The organism is Mycolicibacterium hodleri, assembly GCF_025822245.1.
GTDB classification, from domain to species: Bacteria; Actinomycetota; Actinomycetes; order Mycobacteriales; family Mycobacteriaceae; genus Mycobacterium; species Mycobacterium hodleri.
This window is the reverse complement of the sequence record NZ_JACKTL010000008.1, coordinates 218,510-238,581: the sequence shown is the minus strand read 5'-3', so window position 1 is coordinate 238,581 and position 20,072 is coordinate 218,510. Positions and strand designations below refer to the sequence as shown.

Annotated in this window: 19 protein-coding genes and 2 pseudogenes; 8 read left to right on the top strand and 13 right to left on the bottom strand. The window is 64.6% G+C overall.

Going from position 1 to position 20,072, the window contains the following annotated elements; all coding sequences use genetic code 11:
• The 6 genes and pseudogenes from H7J06_RS02270 to H7J06_RS02245 form a co-directional block, all read right to left on the bottom strand.
• A pseudogene (locus H7J06_RS02270) lies at nucleotides 1-284 on the bottom strand (hypothetical protein); the annotation flags it as partial.
• A gap of 90 nt (nucleotides 285-374) precedes the next feature.
• Nucleotides 375-971, bottom strand: a complete 597-nt coding sequence (locus H7J06_RS02265) for a DinB family protein (protein ID WP_264036584.1) — start codon at nucleotides 969-971, stop codon at nucleotides 375-377.
• Between the two features lie 2 nt (nucleotides 972-973).
• Nucleotides 974-1,498 carry a DinB family protein gene (locus H7J06_RS02260; RefSeq protein WP_372515212.1) on the bottom strand — a complete coding sequence of 175 codons (525 nt, stop codon included), beginning with the start codon at nucleotides 1,496-1,498 and terminating at the stop codon, nucleotides 974-976.
• Nucleotides 1,499-1,892: 394 nt separating this feature from the next.
• Nucleotides 1,893-2,513 (bottom strand): LysE family translocator, encoded by a 621-nt coding sequence (locus H7J06_RS02255; protein WP_264036583.1) that lies wholly within the window; start codon nucleotides 2,511-2,513, stop codon nucleotides 1,893-1,895.
• 185 nt (nucleotides 2,514-2,698) lie between these two features.
• Nucleotides 2,699-3,025: a Clp protease N-terminal domain-containing protein gene (locus tag H7J06_RS02250; RefSeq protein ID WP_264036581.1), complete on the bottom strand. Its 327-nt coding sequence runs from the start codon at nucleotides 3,023-3,025 to the stop codon at nucleotides 2,699-2,701.
• A 57-nt stretch (nucleotides 3,026-3,082) separates the two neighbouring features.
• Nucleotides 3,083-3,361, bottom strand: coding sequence for a hypothetical protein (locus H7J06_RS02245; RefSeq protein ID WP_264036579.1), 279 nt, complete (start codon nucleotides 3,359-3,361; stop codon nucleotides 3,083-3,085).
• Nucleotides 3,362-3,944: 583 nt separating this feature from the next.
• Between H7J06_RS02245 and H7J06_RS02240 the strand changes: the two genes are divergently transcribed.
• The gene (locus H7J06_RS02240) at nucleotides 3,945-4,817 is read left to right on the top strand and encodes a sulfite exporter TauE/SafE family protein (RefSeq protein WP_264036577.1); all 873 of its coding nucleotides are present in this window, start codon (nucleotides 3,945-3,947) and stop codon (nucleotides 4,815-4,817) included.
• A 9-nt stretch (nucleotides 4,818-4,826) separates the two neighbouring features.
• Entirely contained in the window at nucleotides 4,827-5,516 is a 690-nt protein-coding gene (locus H7J06_RS02235; protein ID WP_264036575.1) for a FadR/GntR family transcriptional regulator, read from the top strand.
• 29 nt (nucleotides 5,517-5,545) lie between these two features.
• On the opposite strand, the gene H7J06_RS02230 is transcribed toward H7J06_RS02235, so the two are convergent.
• Complete coding sequence (locus H7J06_RS02230) at nucleotides 5,546-5,983, bottom strand: nuclear transport factor 2 family protein (RefSeq protein WP_264036574.1); 438 nt, start codon at nucleotides 5,981-5,983, stop codon at nucleotides 5,546-5,548.
• Between the two features lie 88 nt (nucleotides 5,984-6,071).
• Between H7J06_RS02230 and H7J06_RS02225 the strand changes: the two genes are divergently transcribed.
• From H7J06_RS02225 to H7J06_RS02210, 4 genes are all read left to right on the top strand, one after another.
• Nucleotides 6,072-6,833 carry an ArsR/SmtB family transcription factor gene (locus H7J06_RS02225; protein ID WP_264036572.1) on the top strand — a complete coding sequence of 254 codons (762 nt, stop codon included), beginning with the start codon at nucleotides 6,072-6,074 and terminating at the stop codon, nucleotides 6,831-6,833.
• A gap of 200 nt (nucleotides 6,834-7,033) precedes the next feature.
• The gene (locus H7J06_RS02220; protein WP_264036571.1) at nucleotides 7,034-7,891 is read left to right on the top strand and encodes a class I SAM-dependent methyltransferase; all 858 of its coding nucleotides are present in this window, start codon (nucleotides 7,034-7,036) and stop codon (nucleotides 7,889-7,891) included.
• A gap of 106 nt (nucleotides 7,892-7,997) precedes the next feature.
• Complete coding sequence (locus tag H7J06_RS02215; protein WP_308205675.1) at nucleotides 7,998-9,959, top strand: glycosyltransferase; 1,962 nt, start codon at nucleotides 7,998-8,000, stop codon at nucleotides 9,957-9,959.
• Between the two features lie 112 nt (nucleotides 9,960-10,071).
• Nucleotides 10,072-10,683, top strand: coding sequence for a DinB family protein (locus H7J06_RS02210; protein WP_264036570.1), 612 nt, complete (start codon nucleotides 10,072-10,074; stop codon nucleotides 10,681-10,683).
• On the opposite strand, the gene H7J06_RS32780 is transcribed toward H7J06_RS02210, so the two are convergent.
• The 3 genes and pseudogenes from H7J06_RS32780 to H7J06_RS02200 form a co-directional block, all read right to left on the bottom strand.
• On the bottom strand, nucleotides 10,656-11,237 hold the full coding sequence (locus tag H7J06_RS32780; RefSeq protein WP_264036568.1) for an HAD family hydrolase: 582 nt from the start codon (nucleotides 11,235-11,237) through the stop codon (nucleotides 10,656-10,658). The genes H7J06_RS02210 and H7J06_RS32780 overlap by 28 nt on opposite strands.
• Before the next feature lie 31 nt (nucleotides 11,238-11,268).
• Nucleotides 11,269-11,526 (bottom strand): annotated as a pseudogene (locus H7J06_RS32775) (HAD hydrolase family protein); the annotation flags it as partial.
• 229 nt (nucleotides 11,527-11,755) lie between these two features.
• Nucleotides 11,756-13,114 (bottom strand): glycosyltransferase 87 family protein, encoded by a 1,359-nt coding sequence (locus H7J06_RS02200; RefSeq protein WP_264036566.1) that lies wholly within the window; start codon nucleotides 13,112-13,114, stop codon nucleotides 11,756-11,758.
• 39 nt (nucleotides 13,115-13,153) lie between these two features.
• Here H7J06_RS02200 and H7J06_RS02195 point away from each other — a divergent pair, with 39 nt between their 5' ends.
• A complete protein-coding gene (locus tag H7J06_RS02195; RefSeq protein ID WP_264036564.1) occupies nucleotides 13,154-13,765 on the top strand; it encodes a TetR/AcrR family transcriptional regulator in 612 nt (203 codons plus the stop codon).
• A 253-nt stretch (nucleotides 13,766-14,018) separates the two neighbouring features.
• Here H7J06_RS02195 and H7J06_RS02190 read toward each other — a convergent pair whose 3' ends face one another.
• A complete protein-coding gene (locus H7J06_RS02190) occupies nucleotides 14,019-17,174 on the bottom strand; it encodes an arabinosyltransferase domain-containing protein (RefSeq protein WP_264036616.1) in 3,156 nt (1,051 codons plus the stop codon).
• 482 nt (nucleotides 17,175-17,656) lie between these two features.
• Here H7J06_RS02190 and H7J06_RS02185 point away from each other — a divergent pair, with 482 nt between their 5' ends.
• The gene (locus H7J06_RS02185) at nucleotides 17,657-18,394 is read left to right on the top strand and encodes a VC0807 family protein (RefSeq protein WP_264036562.1); all 738 of its coding nucleotides are present in this window, start codon (nucleotides 17,657-17,659) and stop codon (nucleotides 18,392-18,394) included.
• Between the two features lie 58 nt (nucleotides 18,395-18,452).
• Here the strand turns inward: H7J06_RS02185 and H7J06_RS02180 are convergent, their stop codons facing one another.
• Together H7J06_RS02180 and H7J06_RS02175 are read right to left on the bottom strand one after the other, a co-directional pair.
• Nucleotides 18,453-19,070 (bottom strand): nucleotidyltransferase domain-containing protein, encoded by a 618-nt coding sequence (locus H7J06_RS02180; protein ID WP_264036561.1) that lies wholly within the window; start codon nucleotides 19,068-19,070, stop codon nucleotides 18,453-18,455.
• A 255-nt stretch (nucleotides 19,071-19,325) separates the two neighbouring features.
• Nucleotides 19,326-20,066 (bottom strand): 3-oxoacyl-ACP reductase family protein, encoded by a 741-nt coding sequence (locus tag H7J06_RS02175; protein ID WP_264036560.1) that lies wholly within the window; start codon nucleotides 20,064-20,066, stop codon nucleotides 19,326-19,328.
• Between the last annotated feature and the right edge of the window lie 6 nt (nucleotides 20,067-20,072).

Genomic DNA, 20,072 nt, shown 5'->3' with positions numbered 1-20,072 from the left:
GACGCTCCGCCGGGGCCCGCGCCTGCGCCGGCGCCGGGTGCGGTAGCCGAGGCTCCGCCTTCGCCGGCGCCCGCACCGGGCGCACCCGAGGTGGTCGGCGCCATCGTCGTCTCCGACGGAGCCGTCGACACGGTGGTCGTGGTGGTGGTCTCCGTCGTGCTGGAGGTGCTGGAGTCGGATCCACTACCGCTGCCGCCGCACGCCACGGTGAGCGTGCCTACCGCGAACGCAGCCGCGATACCTGCAGCGGCACGGAAACGAAGGGAACTGCGAACGGCGGTCATTTGTGGACTCGATTCTGTGTAGATGACTTCTCCCCAATGAGGACCTGAGAGGCTGTTACCCGCCCCGGAACGAAATCAATCGAGATTGGCTTACTTCTTCGGTGTGAACGGTGTGAGCCAATCGGTCGCCGGCCACCCTTCGAGGCCGGCCACCAGCTCGTACATCGTGGCCCCGTCGATGCTCTCCCGGATGACGTCGCCCTGCCCGGCGTGCCGCGCCAATTCCTCCATCATGTGGAAGAACACCCACCGCACCGACCACGCGTCGACGTCCTTGGGGAACCACGGTGCGTCGCGCGGGACGGGCACCGCCGCGTCCAGGTCCGCGGTCTCGACGAGGCCCAGCGTCTCGGCGTTCTGCGCGGCGAACGACTCCAGGAGCGACGCCAGGGTCTCGTCGGGCCGCATCGTGAATTCGTCGACGAACTCCTCCCGACGTTGTTGCATCGGACGGTCGTCGGCCGGTGGTGTGTCGGGTGCCGTGGCGACACGCGCCATCCAGCCGCGCTGGCAGCCCGTCGCGTGCTTGATCAGCGCGCCGATCGACAGTGCGCTGACCGACGGCGTCGAGCGCGCCTGCTCGTCGGTCAGGCCGAACGCCATCGCGTGGAATGCATACTGCTGTTGAAACAGGAAGTCGCGCAGTGCTTGTCGCTCGTCGACGACGGGGCCGGGCATGGCGGGCATGGTCAGTTCTCCTTGGCGGTGGTGTGGGCGTACAGGTCTCGAAGCAACGCGATCTCCGCGCCGTGGTGGATCACTTCACGGTTGACGTGCAGGATCAGGTCGACCATCGGCCGGTCGGCCCACGGGCCCTCGGCTGGTCCGACCGGCTTCTCCAGGTCGGCGGCGCTTACGGCGTGCACCCCGGCGCTCCAGCCGGCGTAGGCGTCGTCGAGCTGGCGCAGTGCGTCGTCCGCGGTGGCGGCGTAGCTCCACGTGTCGTAGGCCGCGGGCGGCCCGCCGAAGTGGGAGTGGGCGCGGACCGCGAGCACGCCGACGATGACGTGGGCCAGCCGCCACGCGATGGTGGTGACGGGTTCGGGCTGCGGCGGCGGGAAGTCGAAGTCGACGGTCCCGTCCGGGTGGACCGTCCAACAGTTCGGTACCGGTTGCCAGAAGTATTCGGCGTCGGTGAGGCCGTCCAGCCGGGGGCGGAGCTGGTGCGTCCAGTGCCAGTCGAGTTGCTCGGCGAGATGAGCGGTGATGTTCACGGATATGAGCCTGGCAGGTGCTTAGGACTGTTTCGGTCCTAAGAGTGAGGCCCGGCAGGTTTTGGTCGCCGCGTTGGGTTGTAGGTTCTCAAATTTGATGTCATGTTCTCAATTGGAATGTCATCTGGATGTCATTAATGACAAAAATTTGAGAATGCGGTCGGTTCCGTCGCTGTCCGTGTGTTCGTGGGCAACGTGGCGGTGATGAACGTCGTCCCGAAGCGCCTCGGCGCTATTTCCGGTCTCGCACCGACTCGCATCGAACAGGCTGTTGTGAATGTGAGACACGCCGTGTGAGACAGGAAACGAGACGCTGCGACCTGGGAGTACGTCGCGGAGGAGTGGGCCGCCGACGCTGTCGCGTTTCCCTAGATCTGAGACGGACAACGTCGGGTTACTCGGTGGCGAGGCGTGCCCCGAAGCCAAGAAGCGTCGCCCCGGTGATCGTGTCCATCGCCCGGCGCACCGAAATCTTTGAGAACACCACGCGCGCCCGATCAACACCGACGACCAATACAAGCAGGTAGAGCGACCCCAAGGCGGGCAGGCTCACCGCGTAGACGGTGGCGGTCAGCGGAGTCGGGTGGGTTCCCAAAAATTGCGGAAACACTGCAAGGTTGAAGGCGAGGATCTTGGGATTGGTGATGTTGCAGAGAAACCCTTGGCGCAGCCCCACAGCGACAGCGGGTCGCACCTCTTCGTTGGTAACGACGTCGGGATAGCGGCCGCGCCAGGCGCTCCGCCAGGCCTGCGCCGCCAAGAAGCACAGGTATGCCGCGCCCACCCATTTGACGGTCAGGAACACCGGCTCCGCAGTCGTGATCAGCACCGACAACCCAGTTACCGCGGCGGTGCTCTGCATCAGGCTGGCGATCCCAATACCCACGACGGCGGCGACGCCCTGGCGGCGCCCACCCACAAGCGCGTTCTTGACTGCCACAGCGACATCGGGACCGGGAATCAGAATGATCACCGAAACAAAGAGCATGAAAGCGCCGTAAGTCGTCCACTCCATGAGATCCACGCTAGTAGGGATCGTCCCGCGCTTGAAGCGAGACAAAATGTGATCGCCCTCAAACCTCTAGAAGCGAGACATAGTGCGAGAGTGGGGCATTGGTTTGTCGGGTCGCTCGTTTCTAGCGGATCGGGTGGGATCGGTAGGTGTAAGCGGTTCGCCGATCCCACCCGAGACGCACACAGCTACAGGTTGGGGCTGACACGCCTGGTCTCAACCTTGACCGGTTCGCTTGGGCCGATGTGTTCGGCTTGCTGCGGGGGCAATGAGTCCAGGATTCGGCGCCGGAGATCGGTTAGCGGCGGCGATTCTGCCGTCCATGACCGGTGCAGCTGAGTGTTGTCGATCTCCAGCATCGCCAACAGCACGTGCTCGTCCCCGAGGTAGTTGTATCCGTTCTCGTTGGCGATTTCAGCAGCGCGGTTGAGGATCTGTTCCAACCGTGGGGTGACCCAGCTGGTGATCGTCGTGGAACTCCACTCCGCGCGGTCATCCGCTACGTGAGTCGTCATGACACACCTTCCCCTGCATGTGCACACGCGTCGCCGGCGGGCACGACGCGACGGTCATTAGAAGACTTGCTGGCCATCGTAGAACCCGCCGACGCAGGTACGCGTGCCGTTTTGCTCCAGGATGACGATGCCACCGCCGGATTCACAGTTGCCTGCAGTGACGTTGGGGTGCACGGTTCCAGGCGCCGCTGGTGCCGCTGGTGCCGTGGTCGTCGGGGTTGGCGGCGGCGTGGTGGGTTCGGCCGTTGCAACACCAGCGCCGGCGAGGGCTAGACCAGCACCCATCAGAACAATTGTGGCCTTGGTCTTGCCGAATTGCGTGATATTTCCGAGCATCTAGGCGAACTCCATTCGCATTGTTTATCCGTGTGACGAGGACACGCAGATGATGGTTGCGTTGTGTTTGTCAGCCCATCTGAGGCCCGCGCCGCGCTGCTCTCCAACGCGGCTCCCACCGTCGCCCTTCTGCGGTGGTGATGTCAATAGTACTTGTCTGCAACATGTTCCGATTCTCTGCTCGCATCGCAATCGAGACTCACAGGCATCTCACAAGCGAGATTGAATGGCAACGATTGACTAAAGCAGATGTGCCCGCCATCACCGGCATTGACGGTACGTATGGCATCTAGCAAATTGCTGAAGTGATAATCAGAAGCTAAATAATCCTTAATCAAATCGAGATAAAAATAAGGACAATGATGATTTGATTTGGCGAGCGGGCTTCAACTCCGGCCGGCGACCCACCGAGTAGCCCTCGATCGATCTCGATTCTTTAGATGCGAGACTCTCAACCACGGATAGTAGACACGTACTTGTCTGACATGTGCTTGAATGTTCAGCCATGGGATTCGAGCGAACACGTCGACCAACGATGAGGGCTACCGGTGCCACCGAGGCGACCTCGATACCAAGTGCGCCCATGAGAAACGGAGCAGAACTAGGAGTCGGGTTCACCGGTGGCGTCATCGGAGGGCTCCTTGGTGGTGGTAGCGGGGTGTTCTACGTTCCCGCGTTGGAGAAACTGACCCGACTGCCGCGTCCGTCGCTGCATGGAACTGCCGGGGCGGCCAACATCGCCGTGACCGGCGTCGGGGCGGCGACGTTCGCTCTGGCCGGTGGTTCGATCAACCTGCACGCGGGATCAGGCCTACTAGTGGGCGCCACGGCGGGAGCTTTCCTGGGCGCACGACTAATCTTGCGGATCTCTCATCAACTACTGCGGTGGCTGTTCGTGGCGATCCTGGTCGCCACCGGGGTAAAACTGCTAATCGACGCAGCCCAACCCAGCGCGGTTCACGCCGCGACCACAGTCCCCATGTCGGTTATCGCCAATCCCTGGTACGCCATCCCCACCTCGCTGATTCTGGGGTTCATCATCGGAGCGTGGGCGGCAGGAATGGGCCTCGGTGGAGGACTGCTAGCGGTACCGGTGTTGATGGTGCTCTTTGGCACCGATCTGCCCACCGCGGAAGGCACGTCCTTACTCATGTTCTTCCCCAACGCCGTCGTCGGCACCGTCGTACACGCCCGACAAGGCACCGCCGACAAACGACTGGCAGCGGTGTTGAACCTCGGTGCGCTCCCCGGGGCGGTCTTGGGGGCACTGCTGGCCCTCACACTCGACGTGCACGTACTAAGCATCGTGTTCGCGGTGTTCGCCCTGGCAGTGGCTCTGCGTGAGCTGTTCGGTATGCGTCGAACACGCAGTCGCGATGAGCGGCCCACCACGGCACCAGAAACCCGTGGCGACGCCGATATCGTGTCTCCAGACACGCGAACGCATGACGAGTGAGGCAACAGCATGGAGGCCCTATCCCGCATTCCCCTCTCCGAGAAGGCCGCCGACGCACTGCTCAGCGAAATCGTCGGTGGTCGGTGGAAAGTCGGTGATCAACTACCTGGCGAGATGGCCCTGGCCGCTGAAATGCACGTCGGTCGATCCACGATCCGCGAGGCCATCCGCCTGCTCGCCGCCCGCGGAATGCTGGCCACCCATCAAGGCGTCGGCGTCTTCCTCACCGCCACCAACCCCCAGGAACCATTCGACCGCCTCGCCCAGGTTGCCGCGATCACCGACGTGGTCCAAGTCCGCATAGCCATCGAAACCCGAGCCGCAGCACTAGCCGCCCAACACCATCACCGCGATGACGCCACCGCAATGACCACCGCGCTGCACGCCCGCAACGCCTTGCAACACGACGCCCCCCGCAATCTCGCCGCCGCCGACATCACCCTGCACCACTGCATCGTCACCGCCGCACACAACACTCTGCTGCTCGCGCTCTTCGATGACATCCACCCACGCCTTGTGACCAGCATGACCGAACTACTCACACTGCTGCCCATAGACCACCACGACGACGCCGAACACACCGCCATCGTCCAAGCCATCCTCGCCCGCCAACCTCACACAGCCGAGGAACTCACCCGCCGACACCTACTCGGACTCGCCGAAACGCTGTCGACCAACCCCCAGAAACCAACCGAATAGACACCCCACCAAGCCAATTCGCGCGGCGTTCATGGCGCGGTGACCTTTTCGACAGCGTTGGCGATGATGTGTTCGGTTCCGCGCCACCCCCAGTAGATGCGGTGTCGTCGAATCATTGGCCCCTGAAGCTCCATGACTTCTACGAGGTCGAGTTGATCGACTCCTCCTGTGTCGCGGGGGTATTCCCAGATCAGCGTCGTTCCGTTGAAATGGAATTGGTCGCTGCGATACAGCGAGGGCAAGGCATCGTCGGCGGGTCGCCGCTTTGTGATCTCGGCGATGAAATCATCGATTTCCTTGCGGCCGGACACGATGCCTGATGACGTATCGAGCACTCGACACACAAGTGGGCTTTCCAGTACGGCGTCGTCGGTGTACAGCTCTGAGAGCGCTACCGCGTCCCGTCGCTGGATACGCTCATGCCATTGTTCGAAGACGAAGAGTGCGTCGTCGTAGGTCGCCGCCATGTCGCAGTCCTTCCGGTCGGTTGCGCCCCCAGTGTGACCGACCATTGATTCACGCCGAAGTGAATCGTGGCAGTGGCAGCATGGCCTTGTGAACGACACACCAGCCCTCGGCTCGTCGGGGCGCGGCGACGCCGACGTGGGGCACATCGCCTCGTTGCTCGGAGATCCCAGTCGGGCCAGGATGCTGATGGTGTTGGCAGACGGGCGTGCGCACCCAGCATCGGCGCTCGCAACCGCCGTGGGCCTGAGCCGTCCGGCGGCTACGGCTCATCTGCAGCGCCTGGTGACAGGTGGTCTCGTACGCGTCGAGCAAGTCGGCCGCTTCCGACTCCACTCCCTGGCAAGTCCCGAAGTCGCGCGCCTCGTCGAAGCGCTCGCCGCCGTCGCGCCGCCCCAACGGGTTACCTCGCTCAAGGCCAGCAACACGGCCGCGGCCCTGCGCGCCGGACGAACCTGCTACGACCATCTCGCTGGCAGGCTCGGAGTCGCCGTCGCCGACGCACTTCGATCCCACGACGCCGTCCACTTCGAGGACCCACCCGCCGACATTGCAGCCGGCGCATCACCAGCTCCGATACGGCTCGGGCCTGCCGCAGACTCGATCTTCACCGCACTTCACGTCAGCTTTGGGGTAAACGCGATCACGCCGACGCGCCGAGCTGCCCTGCGACTGTGCGTTGACTGGAGTGAGAGGCGATTCCATATCGCGGGCGGGCTCGGAGCCGCGATGCTCGAATCATGGCTCACCCGAGACTGGGTGACGCGGCGCTCGGGACGGTCGGTGTGCCTGACCCCATACGGCTGCAAGAAGCTCCAGGCTGCCCTGCCGGGCATCAACCTCCACACATGACCACAAGCGATCCGCAGCTGACCCCAACCCGCCGGTACTGCGAGACAGGATTCGATCGGCCACGAATCTCTAGATCTGAGACAACGCCGTTAAGGGCAGCGGATGAGCAGAACCGTTCTGTTGGCCCCGAGGGGCGAGCGGCCACGTCGTGAGCGGTTTCACATCATCCGCCCAGTGGATTCGGGAGTAGGTTCACCAGCATGGACAACGGGCCCAGCCGCACGGCCCTGGCTACCGCCTACTCCCGGGCATACCACCAAATCGCCGATCAGCCAACGATCTTCACCGACGACTTGGCGATTCCTTTACTCGGCGTCACTGCCGACGAGCTGACCGCATTGAGCACGCGTCCAGCCGATCCGGTCGGCGCCGTAATCAGCGATCGGGGTCGTCGACTGTTCTTCGCTACCCGCGCCCGTGCCGCCGAGGACGCGATAGCTGCGGCCGTAGCCGCCGGCACCCGCCAGCTGGTGATCCTGGGCGCCGGGCTGGACACCTTCGCCTACCGCAGTCAAAATCCCGACCTGCGAGTGTTCGAGATCGATCATCCCGCCACCCAGGCATGGAAACGAGATCGCCTCGCCGCGGTCGGAATCGACATCCCTGCAACGGTGAGCCTTGTGCCAGTAGACTTCGAAACACAAGATTTGGCAGCCGAATTGGAGTCCGCGGCATTCGTGCGCACCGAACCCGCGATCTTCATATGGCTGGGTGTCATCTTCTATCTGACACCGAGCGCCGCGCGGGCCACCCTGGAGTACATCGCCGGGCAAACCCAGCCCGTCGAGGTCATCTTCGACTACCTACAATCTGCCAGCACCGACGAAGACCGCGCGCACTTGCAAGCCCGCGCTAAACGACTAGCCGACGCTGGCGAACCGTTCGTCACCTATTTCACACCTGACGAGATAGACCGACTACTGCGCACGCTCGGCTTTGCGACCATCGAAGACCGCGCTGCCCAAGACGTCATCACTACCTACCTCGGCGAATCCATGAACTGCGGAGAAGAACCGGCAGCCCTGCGAGCCAGCCGCATACTCCGCACGCGCCGCTGATGCCGCCCTTCGACCCTGGTCTTGAAACGACACTCGCGAGACAGGATCTGAGCCGTCCAGATTCTCTACAAACGAGACTGCGTAGCAGTAATGGAATGATGCCAGTGTGACTCCAAGACTCGACGCTGAGACAGCTGCGCGCAGCGCAATCGCCCAAAATCGTCGGGCGGTCAGCCTGTTGTCCCGCGTCCTCTTGCCTCGACCGGGTGAACCGCTGGACGTGCGCAAGCTCTACATCGAGGAATCCGATACCAACGCGCGTCGCGCGCACGCCCGCACGCGCACCACCCTGGACATCGGCGCCGAGTCTGAGGTGTCGTTCGCGACCTACTTCAATGCCTTCCCTGCCAGTTATTGGCGGCGGTGGTCGGTACTGGAGACGGTGGTGCTGCGCGTGGAGCTGACCGGTAGCGCCCGCATCGACGTCTACCGGTCCAAGGCCACCGGCGCCCGCATCACCGTAGACGGCACCACGGCCGTCAGCACCGACCAGGACGGGCGGGCGGTTACCGAGTTCGAGATCGGGCTTGACCCGTTCGAGGATGGTGGCTGGATCTGGTTCGACATCACCACCGACAGCAATGTGACGGTGCACAGCGCCGGGTGGTACGCACCGATCCCCGTCCTGGGTCGGGCGGACGTAGCGGTCGGCATCCCGACCTTCAATCGGCCGGCGGACGCCGTCAACGCGTTGGCCGCCCTGACCTTGGATCCGCTGGTCGACGAGGTGATCTCGGCGGTCATCGTCACTGACCAGGGCACCAATAAGGCCGTCGACCATCCCGGTTTCGCCGATGCGGCTGCGGCCCTTGGTGATCGGCTGCGGATTCACGACCAGCCCAACCTCGGTGGTTCCGGCGGTTATAGCCGGGTGATGTACGAGGCGCTGAAGAATACCGATTGTGAACAGATTCTGTTCATGGACGACGACATTCGCATCGAGCCGGACTCGATCCTGCGGGCGCTTGCGTTCAGCCGCTTCTCGAAGGTCCCGACGCTGGTCGGCGGTCAGATGCTGAACCTGCAGGAGCCGTCGCACCTGCACGTCATGGGCGAGATGATTGATGCGAAGAAGTTCATGTGGTCAGGTGGGTTGAACACCGAATATGACCACGATTTTGCGAAGTATCCGCTTGCTGCGGAGGACGAGTACCGCAGCCGGTTGCTGCACCGCCGCGTCGACGTCGACTTCAATGGCTGGTGGATGTGCATGATCCCGCGGTCGGTCGCCGAGGAACTCGGTCAGCCGCTGCCCTTATTCATCAAGTGGGACGACGTCGAGTACGGCCTGCGCGCCGGCGAGCAAGGCTATCCCACGGTGACGTTGCCTGGCGCGGCCATCTGGCACATGGCGTGGAGCGACAAGGACGACGCCATCGACTGGCAGGCGTACTTCCACCTGCGCAACCGCTTGGTGGTGGCCTCGCTGCACTGGGACGGCAGCGTCGTCGGCCTGGTCGCCAGCCACCTCAAGGCGACCATCAAACACCTTCTGTGCCTCGAGTATTCGACCGTCGCCATCCAGAACAAGGCGATGGACGACTTCCTTGCAGGCCCGGACCACATCTTCTCCATCCTGGAGTCCGCGCTGCCCGCCGTGCGCAAGATGCGCGCCGAGTTCCCCGACGCGGTGGTACTGCCGAGCGCGACCTCGCTGCCGACCCCGTCGGACAAGCGGTGGCGCCGCAAGGTCAAGATTCCCGTCAGCCCGGTCGCGATCGCGGTCCGCTTGTCGCGCGGTGTGCTTCACCAGCTGAAGGCCCACGATCCGCAGCACCACGTCCGGCCGCAGATCAACGTCGCCACGCAGGACGCCCGGTGGTTTTCGCTGTCGCGCGTCGACGGCGTCACCGTCACCACCGCCGACGGTCGCGGTGTCGTGTATCGCCAGCGCGACCGGGCGAAGATGTTCGAGCTGCTCCGCGAATCCCTGAAGCGGCAAGGACTCTTGCTCCGCAAGTTCAACAGGATGCGCAAGATCTACCGCGGCGCGCATGCACAGCTGTCCAGTTCGGCCACCTGGAAGAGTGCCGTCTTCGACGAACTGGTGAAACCAGCCCCCAGATAATCGACCGCTCATTCACCGTGCGAGACAGGAACTGAGCCGTCCACATTCTTTAAAAATGAGACGGATGCGAATGACCGTTTGGTCCGAACGCTCCGCGCGGCACACTGAGGGGATGGTCGATGCCTTCGCCAAGGAGTACCTGCACAGCGACCTGCGCGACGCTCGTCAGGCGCTGCTCTGGAAGCTCGACGGGTTGTCGGAATATGACGCCCGGCGGCCCATGACGATTACGGGGACGAACCTGCTCGGATTGGTGAAACATCTGACGATGACCGAAGCGCTGTACTTCGGCGAGGTGTTCGGTCGCGCGTTCCCCGAAGACCTCCCGTGGACCGCCGCTGACGCCGAACTCGACGCAGACACATGGGCCACAGAGACCGAATCCCGTTCTGAAGTCATTGATCGCTACTCGCGGGTCTGCGCGCACTCAGACAATACGATCGCCGACCTATCCATCGACACCGCTGGACATGTCGCTCACTGGCCGCGCCCAGAGGTGATGCTGTTCAACGTCATGGTTCACGTCTTGTCCGAGACTCTCCGTCACGCGGGTCATGCCGACATCTTGCGTGAGCAGATCGACGGAGCCGTCGGTGCGGACCCTATGACGGCGACTTTCTTGGAGCGAGGCCAGGATTACTGGGCGACACGGCACGCGAAGATCGAGCGCGCCGCACGCAACGCCGACACCGCCGCTCAACAAAACCCACGCACAACCGGGTAGCTCGAGTCGACAGAGTTACACACCGGACTCAGGCACACGCCGGCAATCAGCGGAACCATCTCGACAGTGCAATGGCCAAACCGTCGTCGGCGGCCGAAGGGCAGACTTCGTCGGCTACCGCCTGCACCGAAGCTGGAGAGTTGCCCATGGCCACGCCCGTGAGCCGCCCAGGTAAGCATCTCGATGTCGTTGACACCGTCGCCGACAGCCAACGTCTCCGATGCAGCGACCCCGAGCTGCACACGCAGCCGCTCCAGCATCGCAGCCTTAGTCACTCCCGCGGCAGTCAGATCGGCCAACGGCTCATCGGTGTAGCAACAACACTGGACGTCGGGAATCGCACTGTGGAACAACGCTTCCGACAGCTCACGGCCGCTGCGTCCGGGCCAGTGCACGGCCAGTCTGGTGGTCGACGCAGCCGCCAACTCGTCGATCCCGACGAATGTGACGACGCCGTAGTGGGTGTCGGCGTCGTCGACGAGGCCCGTGGCCCACACCCCGACTCCGGGGTCCTCGGCCACGAACACGGCGTCGGGCAGCCGGCCGCGCAGCACTGTGATCGGCTCGGCCAGGGGGAACCACGACCTGTTCGACGATGCGTCCGGTCGCGGCGTCGATGAGTACCGCTCCGTTGGAGCAGACCGCGAATCCGGCGGCGATTTCGAGTTCGTGCAGGAACGGCAGCGTCGCGGTGGACAGCCTGCCGGTGCACAGCACTACGTGGGTGCCGGTTGTGGCGACGGCGCGCACGGCAGCCCTAACCGCCACGCTGATGCTTTGGTGTGCTCGACGATGGGTGTCCGATGCCGCGTGCAAGGTGCCGTCGATGTCGAGGACCACCATCTCCGGGCGTCCCGCAGCGAAGCTCACCTACTCATCCCCTGATGTCACAGCACAATGATGGCCCGGTCGCGCGCCGCTCTGCACCAGTGACACAAGATCTGATCGACCTCGAATCTCTAGATGTGAGACAGGCAGTACGGTGTTGCCGGCGGGAGTGTTGGCGAAAACTCGGTTGTTCACGGTGATTCGGAGCTTGCGGTTGTCCGACCGCGCTGAATGTGCCGCTCGGTCAGTCGGCTGGCGGATCTTTAGCTGCCGGTACGAGTGGTTGGCGGGGTTTGGCGGCGACGGCGACGGACAGCGCAACGCAGATGAACAGCAGCGGATGCGTCCCCACCGCAAGGAGCTTGTCGACTCGGCTCATCTGTCCGATGGCGGCGTCGAGGGCATCCACGTAGGTGGGGTAGGCGCCGTTGAGGCGTTGCGCTTCGCGGTAGAGCCATGCGTTGAACCACATGAAAACCACCAGATAGATCACCGCAGTGCCGGCGACCCATCCCCACCGGATCCGCCCAGCGCTGCGGAAGATGCGGTCGACGGTGATTACGAGCAGGGGAACCACCCACACCCAGTGATGACCCCAAGCCAGCGGCGGGACTGCACAGGACAGAAGTCCGACGACCGTGATCGCGAGGAGGCTCTGCATGGCGCGCTCAGCACGGTAGGCAGCGCAATACCCGAGCAATGCTGCGGTGGCAACGCCGAGAAGCCACCAGAGCGTGGGCATGGGCGCCGGATCGGACAAGGTCGCGACGATGCCGCCGATCGAGAAGTTCCCCGGGTGGGTCAGCGGACCGATCCGATCGGTATCGAACACCGCGTGAAACCAGTATTGGGTCGAGTCACTGGGGAGCAGACACCATGTGAACAGCACCGTGGTCACACCCGTCGCCGTCGCAGTAGCCGCGGCACGCCATTGCCGAGTGACCAGCAGGTAGGGGACGAATACGATTGCCGTCAGCTTGATTCCGGCCGCGAGACCCACGGCCCAACCCCGCAGTCGGGCCTCCCGCGGGCGGGTCAGATCCCAGACGATGATGGCCATCAACACGAGGTTGACCTGACCCTGCCACAGGGTGCCGCGCACGGCTTCGACGTCGACTGCCACGAAGGCCATGGCCGCGCTAAACGAACCCAGCTGCCAGTTCGTTCGATAACCGAGCACGGTGGCGCAGCGCCAAATCGTGGCCGTCAGCGCGACGAAGGACGTGAGCATCCACACCACTTGCGCGGCGGGGAAGGCCAAGAACGCCAGCGGAATGAATCCCACTGCGGCGAACGGAGGGTAGGTGAACCACCCACCCGGGGGGATGGGTTCGGCGTACAGCGGATCACCGTGCAGGACCTGCAGGCCGCCGTGACGGTAGATGTCGAGGTCACCGCCGTTGGTGAGCAACCCCATGTGCGAGCTCGCAGTGAACGGTTCAAGCCACTGCTGAACCAGCAGTGCGACCGCCGCAGCTACCCATGCCGCGATGACCCACCGCGGCGAGACCTCTCGCAACGACGCCGCGCCACGCTGGTGGAGGCCATCCGTGCTCTGAGTGTCTGCAGTCGGCAACGGATTCGACATACCGGACGGAGTCACCCGCCCAGGTTTATATGAAGCAACTGTTACAGTCAATAGGTGCCCCGGCCGATCGACCGCGCCAAACGGGAACAGTTGCTGGCTGCATCAGGCGAGGTTCTCGCGCGAGTAGGAGTCCTCACCACATCATTGCGCGAACTCGCCAGCGAGTTGGGCACCAGCGCGCGCATGCTGGTGTACTACTTCGGCACGAAGGAGCAGCTCATCTTGGAAGTGCTGACCCGTCAGCAGCGAGCCGCCATCCCCAAGACCGACGAGCTGGATCTGCCTAGTTCGGTTGCTGCGCATCGTCGATGGTGTTTCGACGACTGGTATGAATGCACCCGCGGAGAACGCCACGACAATCTGCGCGTGGTCCTACAGGTCTTCGGCGCAGCGTGCGGGGTGGATAGCCCCTATCGGGCCTACACCTGGGACACCCTGTCGCTGTTGACCCGGAACTCTCAGGCGCGTCTCGAAGCGGTCGGGATGCCTCGCCATGTTGCCGAGACCCGGTCTCGCATCGCCCTGGCGACATTCCAGGGGATGATCATCGAATTCTTCACCACCGATGATCGAGCGTTCGTCGACGACACCTTCGCCCGATTCGTCGACGAGTTCCTCCTCGCGCCATTCCCTTCTGGGGCTGACTGGACCCAGAACGAAAGTTAGACGGCCGGGGGCCGGCAACGGCGGGCCTGTCTGGACGGCGGCCTAGTGATCTGGACCATCTCAGTTGTGCACGCGCACGGTTCGTCCGCGTCGTCGTCCGAGTGGATTCTGATCGTGGTCAATGAGCGGGCGTCCTTGAGCGGCGTTGCCGTGGTAATCGCTTCGGCGCGGACTGGACGCAGAAAGTACGTCGTGGATTCCGCAGTACTCCATTCGCTGCCCTCCTCGGCGTTCAGGATGCCGGGGTCGTTGTTCAGTTGGTCTTGATGGGGGCGGGGGTCCAGAGTCCGGATCGTGTGCTGGTGGCGGTGCTCAGTCGGGCGGGTTGGGTGTTGGGTTGCCGTGGGGTGTATCGCTCGAGTTCACCCCAGTCGCGTGACAGGTCGTCCTTGAGGTAGGAGGGCAGCGTGTTGGCGGTGAGGAGGAGGTCGATCCAGCCAAGTGGGCCGCCGCCGGTGTGGTCTTGCCAGAGGTTGGTGGTCTGCGCCCCATGACGGTCGGGCAGGATGCGATAGCCCGGTGACTGTAAGACGCCGTCGCGCAGGGTGATTAGGTGCTGGCAGGGGAAGTTCAGCCCGACTGCCCAGTCGATCATTACCGGGGCTGTCGGGCCGACGAGGGTGTTCAGCACTTCAGTTCGGGGGACTCGCGGTGGAGTGATCGCCACCCACTGGTCGGGGTCGAGGTCGGTGTCGGTGGCGACGATGCGGATGACGTCGGCATCGGAGGGGATGTCGGACAGAGGAATTCGCAGGTTGCGCCACGAGGGGGTGGGCCCGATGTCGATGGGGGTGATGCTGCCATGCGCGGCGGCGTCACCGGAGGCTGTGCTGGTGCCGTATTCGAGGTGGACGTCTTGGCCGTAGTGGCTGATGCCGTCGTGGTCGGTCGATGCGACGCGCCCGGCGGCGGCGATGGCGATGAGGTCGCCGCGGTGCCCGTCGGGTGGGGTCGTGGGCAGGCGGTACCAGCCGGTCGTCAGCGTCGCGGGGCCGGTGGCGCCGTAGCTGCCCAGTACTGGAGTGGTCTTGGGGTCGAGTCCGAATGGCAACGCCACGGAGCTGCCGTTGGTGCCGGTGGCCCCTTGGCCACCGCTTGTGCCCGCCGAACTGGTCGGTGCCGAGGTGGTGCCCGCGGTGTTCGTCGTCACCGAGTTGGCCGTGCCGGCGGGGTTCGCATCTTCGTCAGAGGCGAGGTCGGCGGCCACCCCGTTCGGAGTGAAACCCACAGCGCTGCCTGCACTCAACGCTTCGGCGGCGGACCCGCGCAACGGGGTCAGCATGGAGGCGTTGGGGTCGGTCTCGACGAGGACGTCGTTGGCCAACCCGCAGGGATGACCGGTGAGGGCATCGATGTTGGAGCGGCCGACCGAGTAGGCCGGGTATTGCGTGATCGTCGCCTTCGCCAGCGAGCCGACTTCGAGCAGCACCATCAGCGCCGCCGCGACGGTGACCGGCGAGGTCCGCGACCACCACCGGCGCCGGCCGGGTTCATGCGGCGGCGTCCCACCGCTGGGGTCGTGCACGTGAAACCACAGTGCGGCACCCAGCGCGAGGACGGTGGCACCGCGAAAGACGGTGGAGGCGGCGAAGCCGTGGACCGACGGCGCCTTGTCGAACCACGGCACACCCCAGGTCGAGACGTACCAGTAGCCGTTTCGGCTGGTCAGAACCAGCGCCATCAGGAATGATGTCGCGGCGGCGACCAGGGCGCGGTTGCGCCGTGAGCGCAGCACGTTGGCGCCCACCGCGATGACTAAGAGTGCCGACACCGATGCTGCCAGTCCGGCGAACACCCCGAAGTGGTGGGTCCACTTGGTGGGAGTGAACATCATCAACACCATCGACCCGGCGGTCACCCCCAACAGTCGACGCGCAGGGCCGGCCGCCACACCGGGGATGCGGCCACCTTTGCGCAGCAGCACCGCGGTGACGGCGACCACGGCGCCGATCATGACGAAGACACCGAATCGCCGTGCAGGAGAACCGTCGACGGTGTCCTGCAGCAGGTACTGGTAGCGCATGTACTCCTCGAACCAGCCCAAGCTGGGCCCAGCCGCGAGGTGGGCCTTCAACATCGCCGGCACCGTGGCCAACGGCTGATCGGCGAACACCGCGGCCAGCACGACGACACCGGAGGCGATCAGCGGCAGCACCACGGCCGGATATCCCACCCGCGCCGCCCGGTGACGCACGATTGCGACGACGGGCCGGGACCCTGCGATCAACGCGGCCACGCAGATCAGCCCCGACGGGCCTGCGGTCAGGGTGAACGCCGCCACCAGCATGGCCATCGCCACCGGAAACAGACGTCGGTTTGCGACGGCCCGTTCCACTGCGCACCAGGTCAGCAGAACCCCCAGTGCGACGACGGGTTCGGGCCGCAGGCCGTTGTTGTAGGGCAACCAGAACGCCAGGAACACCAATCCAGCCGTCCAGGCGGGTAACTGCGAGGAGCGGGTCGCCAACCCCAGCCGGGGTAGCACCTCGCGACTAATGACCCACCACGACGCCACACCGAGGATCAGGGCGGGTACCCGCACCCAGATGCTGGCGGTCGAGATGTTGGCGAACAGGACGAACACGTCGTAATAGGGTGTGCCGAAGGGTGTTTCGGGCACACCCCAGTAGCGGAAGTAGTTCACCATGTACCCGGCGCGCTCCGAGGCCCGCGCCATGCCCAGCTGGTAACCGTCGTCGGCGGTGTTCGCGCCGATCACGTGCCACAGGAACAACGTCGCCAGGACCGTCGCGTCGAGGATGGTGAACGTGCGCCACCGCGGTGGCAGGACCCGCAGTGACCCTCGACCGTCGCTGCGGTCCGCCCAGTGCAGGGCTGCCAGCGCCACGCACGTCGCGATCACGGCCAGGATCGCTGCGATCGACTTGACCACCGAGGGCGTCGAGGCGAAACGGTCGTCCAGGTGGGCGGTGACCGCCAGGCCGGCCGGTCCAGGTCCCGTCAGGTCGGTGAACACTCCGACCATCTGAGGGCGGTAGTCCCCCCGCAACACCGGTGCATCGACACTAGGCGCGCCGGTAATCGTCGTGGTGGTCTGGGTGGCGGTCGAGGTGATCTGCACCTGACACCCCGCCCCGGTGAGCTGGCTCAGTGGGGCGGTGAGCACCGCGATGTTGCGCAGGACGATCCGCAGTTGGGCGGGCTGGCCCGGGCGCGGAGGGTCGGTCACCGCGATCAACCCGTCCTTGCGGGCATTGGGCGACCCGCCGGGGATGGTGGACAACACCACCGCGGCACGTCCCGCCAATTCCCGAACCGCCGCGCAGGGAATGACCACGTCGACGTCGATGGGCACGTACCCGGCCAACGGGGCGCTCACGCTGGTTACCTCATCGGACTGCGGCCACTGCAGCGTGACGTCATCACTGATCACGGGCAACAACGGCACCCCGATGGCCAAGGCGATCCCCAGCAGGCCAGCTATGACGGCGATCAGCCGAGTCGGTCGCGAAAATAGTGTGGATGGAACCGTTTTGGTCGGCTCAGTCAACCCGTTTACTTCGGAGACCACCGCTCAGTTGCCCCACGCCACGTAGACCGCCGCCGGTCCATTGCGCAGCACCCAGGTGTTCTCAGGGGCCACATCGGCGCCGTGACGCCGGTCCGCATCGCGGTGTGTCATGCCCACATGAGTATATGAAACAGTTGTTACAGTCAAGGTGTGCCGCGGCCTCACGACCTCGAGAAGGGTAGGAACCTGCTGGCAGCAGCCACGGAAACTATCCTGGCCGGAACTAGCATCGTCGACACGTCACTGCGGGGCCTGGCCGCGGAGATGAGCACCCGGCGCGCGCCCTGGTCGAGGACGTCGCGCTGCCACCCCTCCAACCCGGCCCCCAAACCCCGACCAGCGACGAATGGAGGGCATCGATGAGCTACGACCCGACACCCGGCGTCAGCACCGGCGCGCCGCGTCAGGTCCCACCATCGGGGCCCGACGCACACCACCACACCGTCCCGCCGCGAACTCACGGCCCGCTGCGGCGGGCACTGCTCAGCGCGGTCGTGGGCATAGCCGCGTACTACGGTGCGCGCACGTTCGGAGCCTCACCGACCGGAGCGCTCATCGCCTCGGCTGCGGCATCAGCCATTCGGATAGCCTGGGTAGCGTTGCGCGACAAGCGCATCGACGCCATCGCCGGTTTCATCCTCTTCCTCGACGCCTCGACCATCGCCGTCGGGTTGATTACCCGTTCTCCGTTCATCACGCTGATCAGCGAGCACATCTCCGGCGTGGTATTCGCCGTGTGGGTGTTCGGTGGTCTCGTCCTGCGTCGACCGGTCACCGAGACGATCGTCGCGTGGGTACGCCCCGGATGGGTTGAACAGCACATCGACCGAAACACCTGGAGCACGTGCCAGGCGCAGGCGTATTACCGAGCGCACATGCGACTCAGCCTGGGCGTCGCCGTCCTGCACACCGCGCACCTCGTCGCCATCGCCGTGATCATCCTGACGATGCCCATCGACGCCGCCAAAGGCCTCCTCGCCGCGATGGCACTCGGCGTGAACGTCACCATCCCCGCCCTTCTCGTCGTCGGACTTCGACGCTTCTTTATCGAGGAAGAGTCCAACCGTTCGCAAAGGCCCGACGATCCGTCAACGTGATGACTGCCGGTCGGCAGCTCGATAGTGAGACTTACAGTGACCGTGTCTGATTCGCCGGCTACGTGTCGGTCAGTCTGCCGAGCCAAGGGTGCTGAGGGTCCTCTTGCCGCACTGACTGAGTGAGCCAGGTGCGGCTGTCGGCGTCGAGCTTTGGGAGGCAGCGCTCAAGGTCGAGAGTGTCCTTGGTCCGGGAGTGCTCCGCTTTGAGGAGGAGCTGGATCTCAGGTCGCAGGTAGGTGATGCCATCGCGTGACCACAGACAGTGACTAAGCGGCCGCATGATGTGGGGAGCTCGCTTGTAGACCCAGGTCTCGTCGCGAACGTCTTCGAGCAGGACGTCGTACTCCCACGGGTCGGCACCGCTGGCCCGCAACCAAAGGTTGCCGCAGTCATCCGGAACACTCGACCCATCGCGAGGTAGCGGTGTCAGGCCGCCTGCCGCCGCCCACACGTCCAGGGCACCGCCAACGAACTCAACGAAACCCTGTGCCTCCGTGCGGGGGATACCGACGTCGAGGTCACCGTGCGCTCGGGCGGTTCCGGTGAACGCGTCGATCGCCCAGCCGCCGGCGATCCACCACCTGCCCGAGTAGTGGCGGAGAAAGTCGGCTGCGTCGCTCGGAGTGCGAACTTTCCATGGGCCGTACAGCCCCAGCACCTCGGAATGATCGAGCACCGTGAGAGTAAGCGTGCCGCCGCGGCCACCCCTACGTCACGTGACGCATTGGTGTGGGCGGGTAAGTGGGGTGTCCGCGTCGGACGTAATGCTTGACCGTCCCTCAAAGGGGTCGCGGGGAAATGACACACGATTGAGAACAAGGTCGATGACGCCGCAATGAGAACGCTCACGGTCGTACTGCTCAGGCGATGACCAAATGCCACGGGAATCGAGAACCTACACGTTGCGACGACGTCGGGTGCGCGCCGAGGGTCAGGCGTTGGTGCCGCCGTCGACGGTGAGGCTCGCGCCGGTGATGTAGCCGGCCTCTGGTCCGGCTATGAAGGCGACCATGGGGGCGATGTCGTCGACGTGGCCATAGCGTTTGAGTGCGGTCGCGGCGAGCTGGGGTTCGGCCCACTGGTCGTCGGCGGGGTTGAGGTCGGTGTCGATGGGGCCGGGCTGAATGTTGTTGACGGTGATGCCGCGGGGTCCGACTTCGCGGGCCAGGCCCTGGGTGAACATCTTCACGGCGCCCTTGGTCGCCGAGTAGGCGACCAAGCCGGGTGTCATCATTCTCTCGCCCACGCAGGAGCCGATGGAGATGATGCGTCCGCCGTCGGGGAGGTGTTTGAGTGCTGCTTGGGTGGTGACGAATAGCCCTCGCACGTTCAGGTTGAGCACCTGGTCGAGTTCCTCGAGTGTGGTCTCCTCGAACGGCTTTGGAATGGCGGTACCGGCGTTGTTGACGAGGATGTCGAGCCGCCCGAAGGTGGCGACCACGTTGTCGACCGCTGACTGGACGGCGGCGGCGTCGGTGGCGTCGGCCTGGATCGCGACCGCCGTGCCGCCGGCGGCTTCGATGGTTTCCACGACCCGTGCGGCGTCCTGAGCGCCCCGGGAGTAGGTGATCGCCACGGCGGCGCCATCGGCGGCGAGGCGCTTGGCGATGGCGGCACCGATGCCGCGAGAGGCTCCCGTGACGAGGGCGACCTTGTTGGTCAAGTCAGACATGGAAGC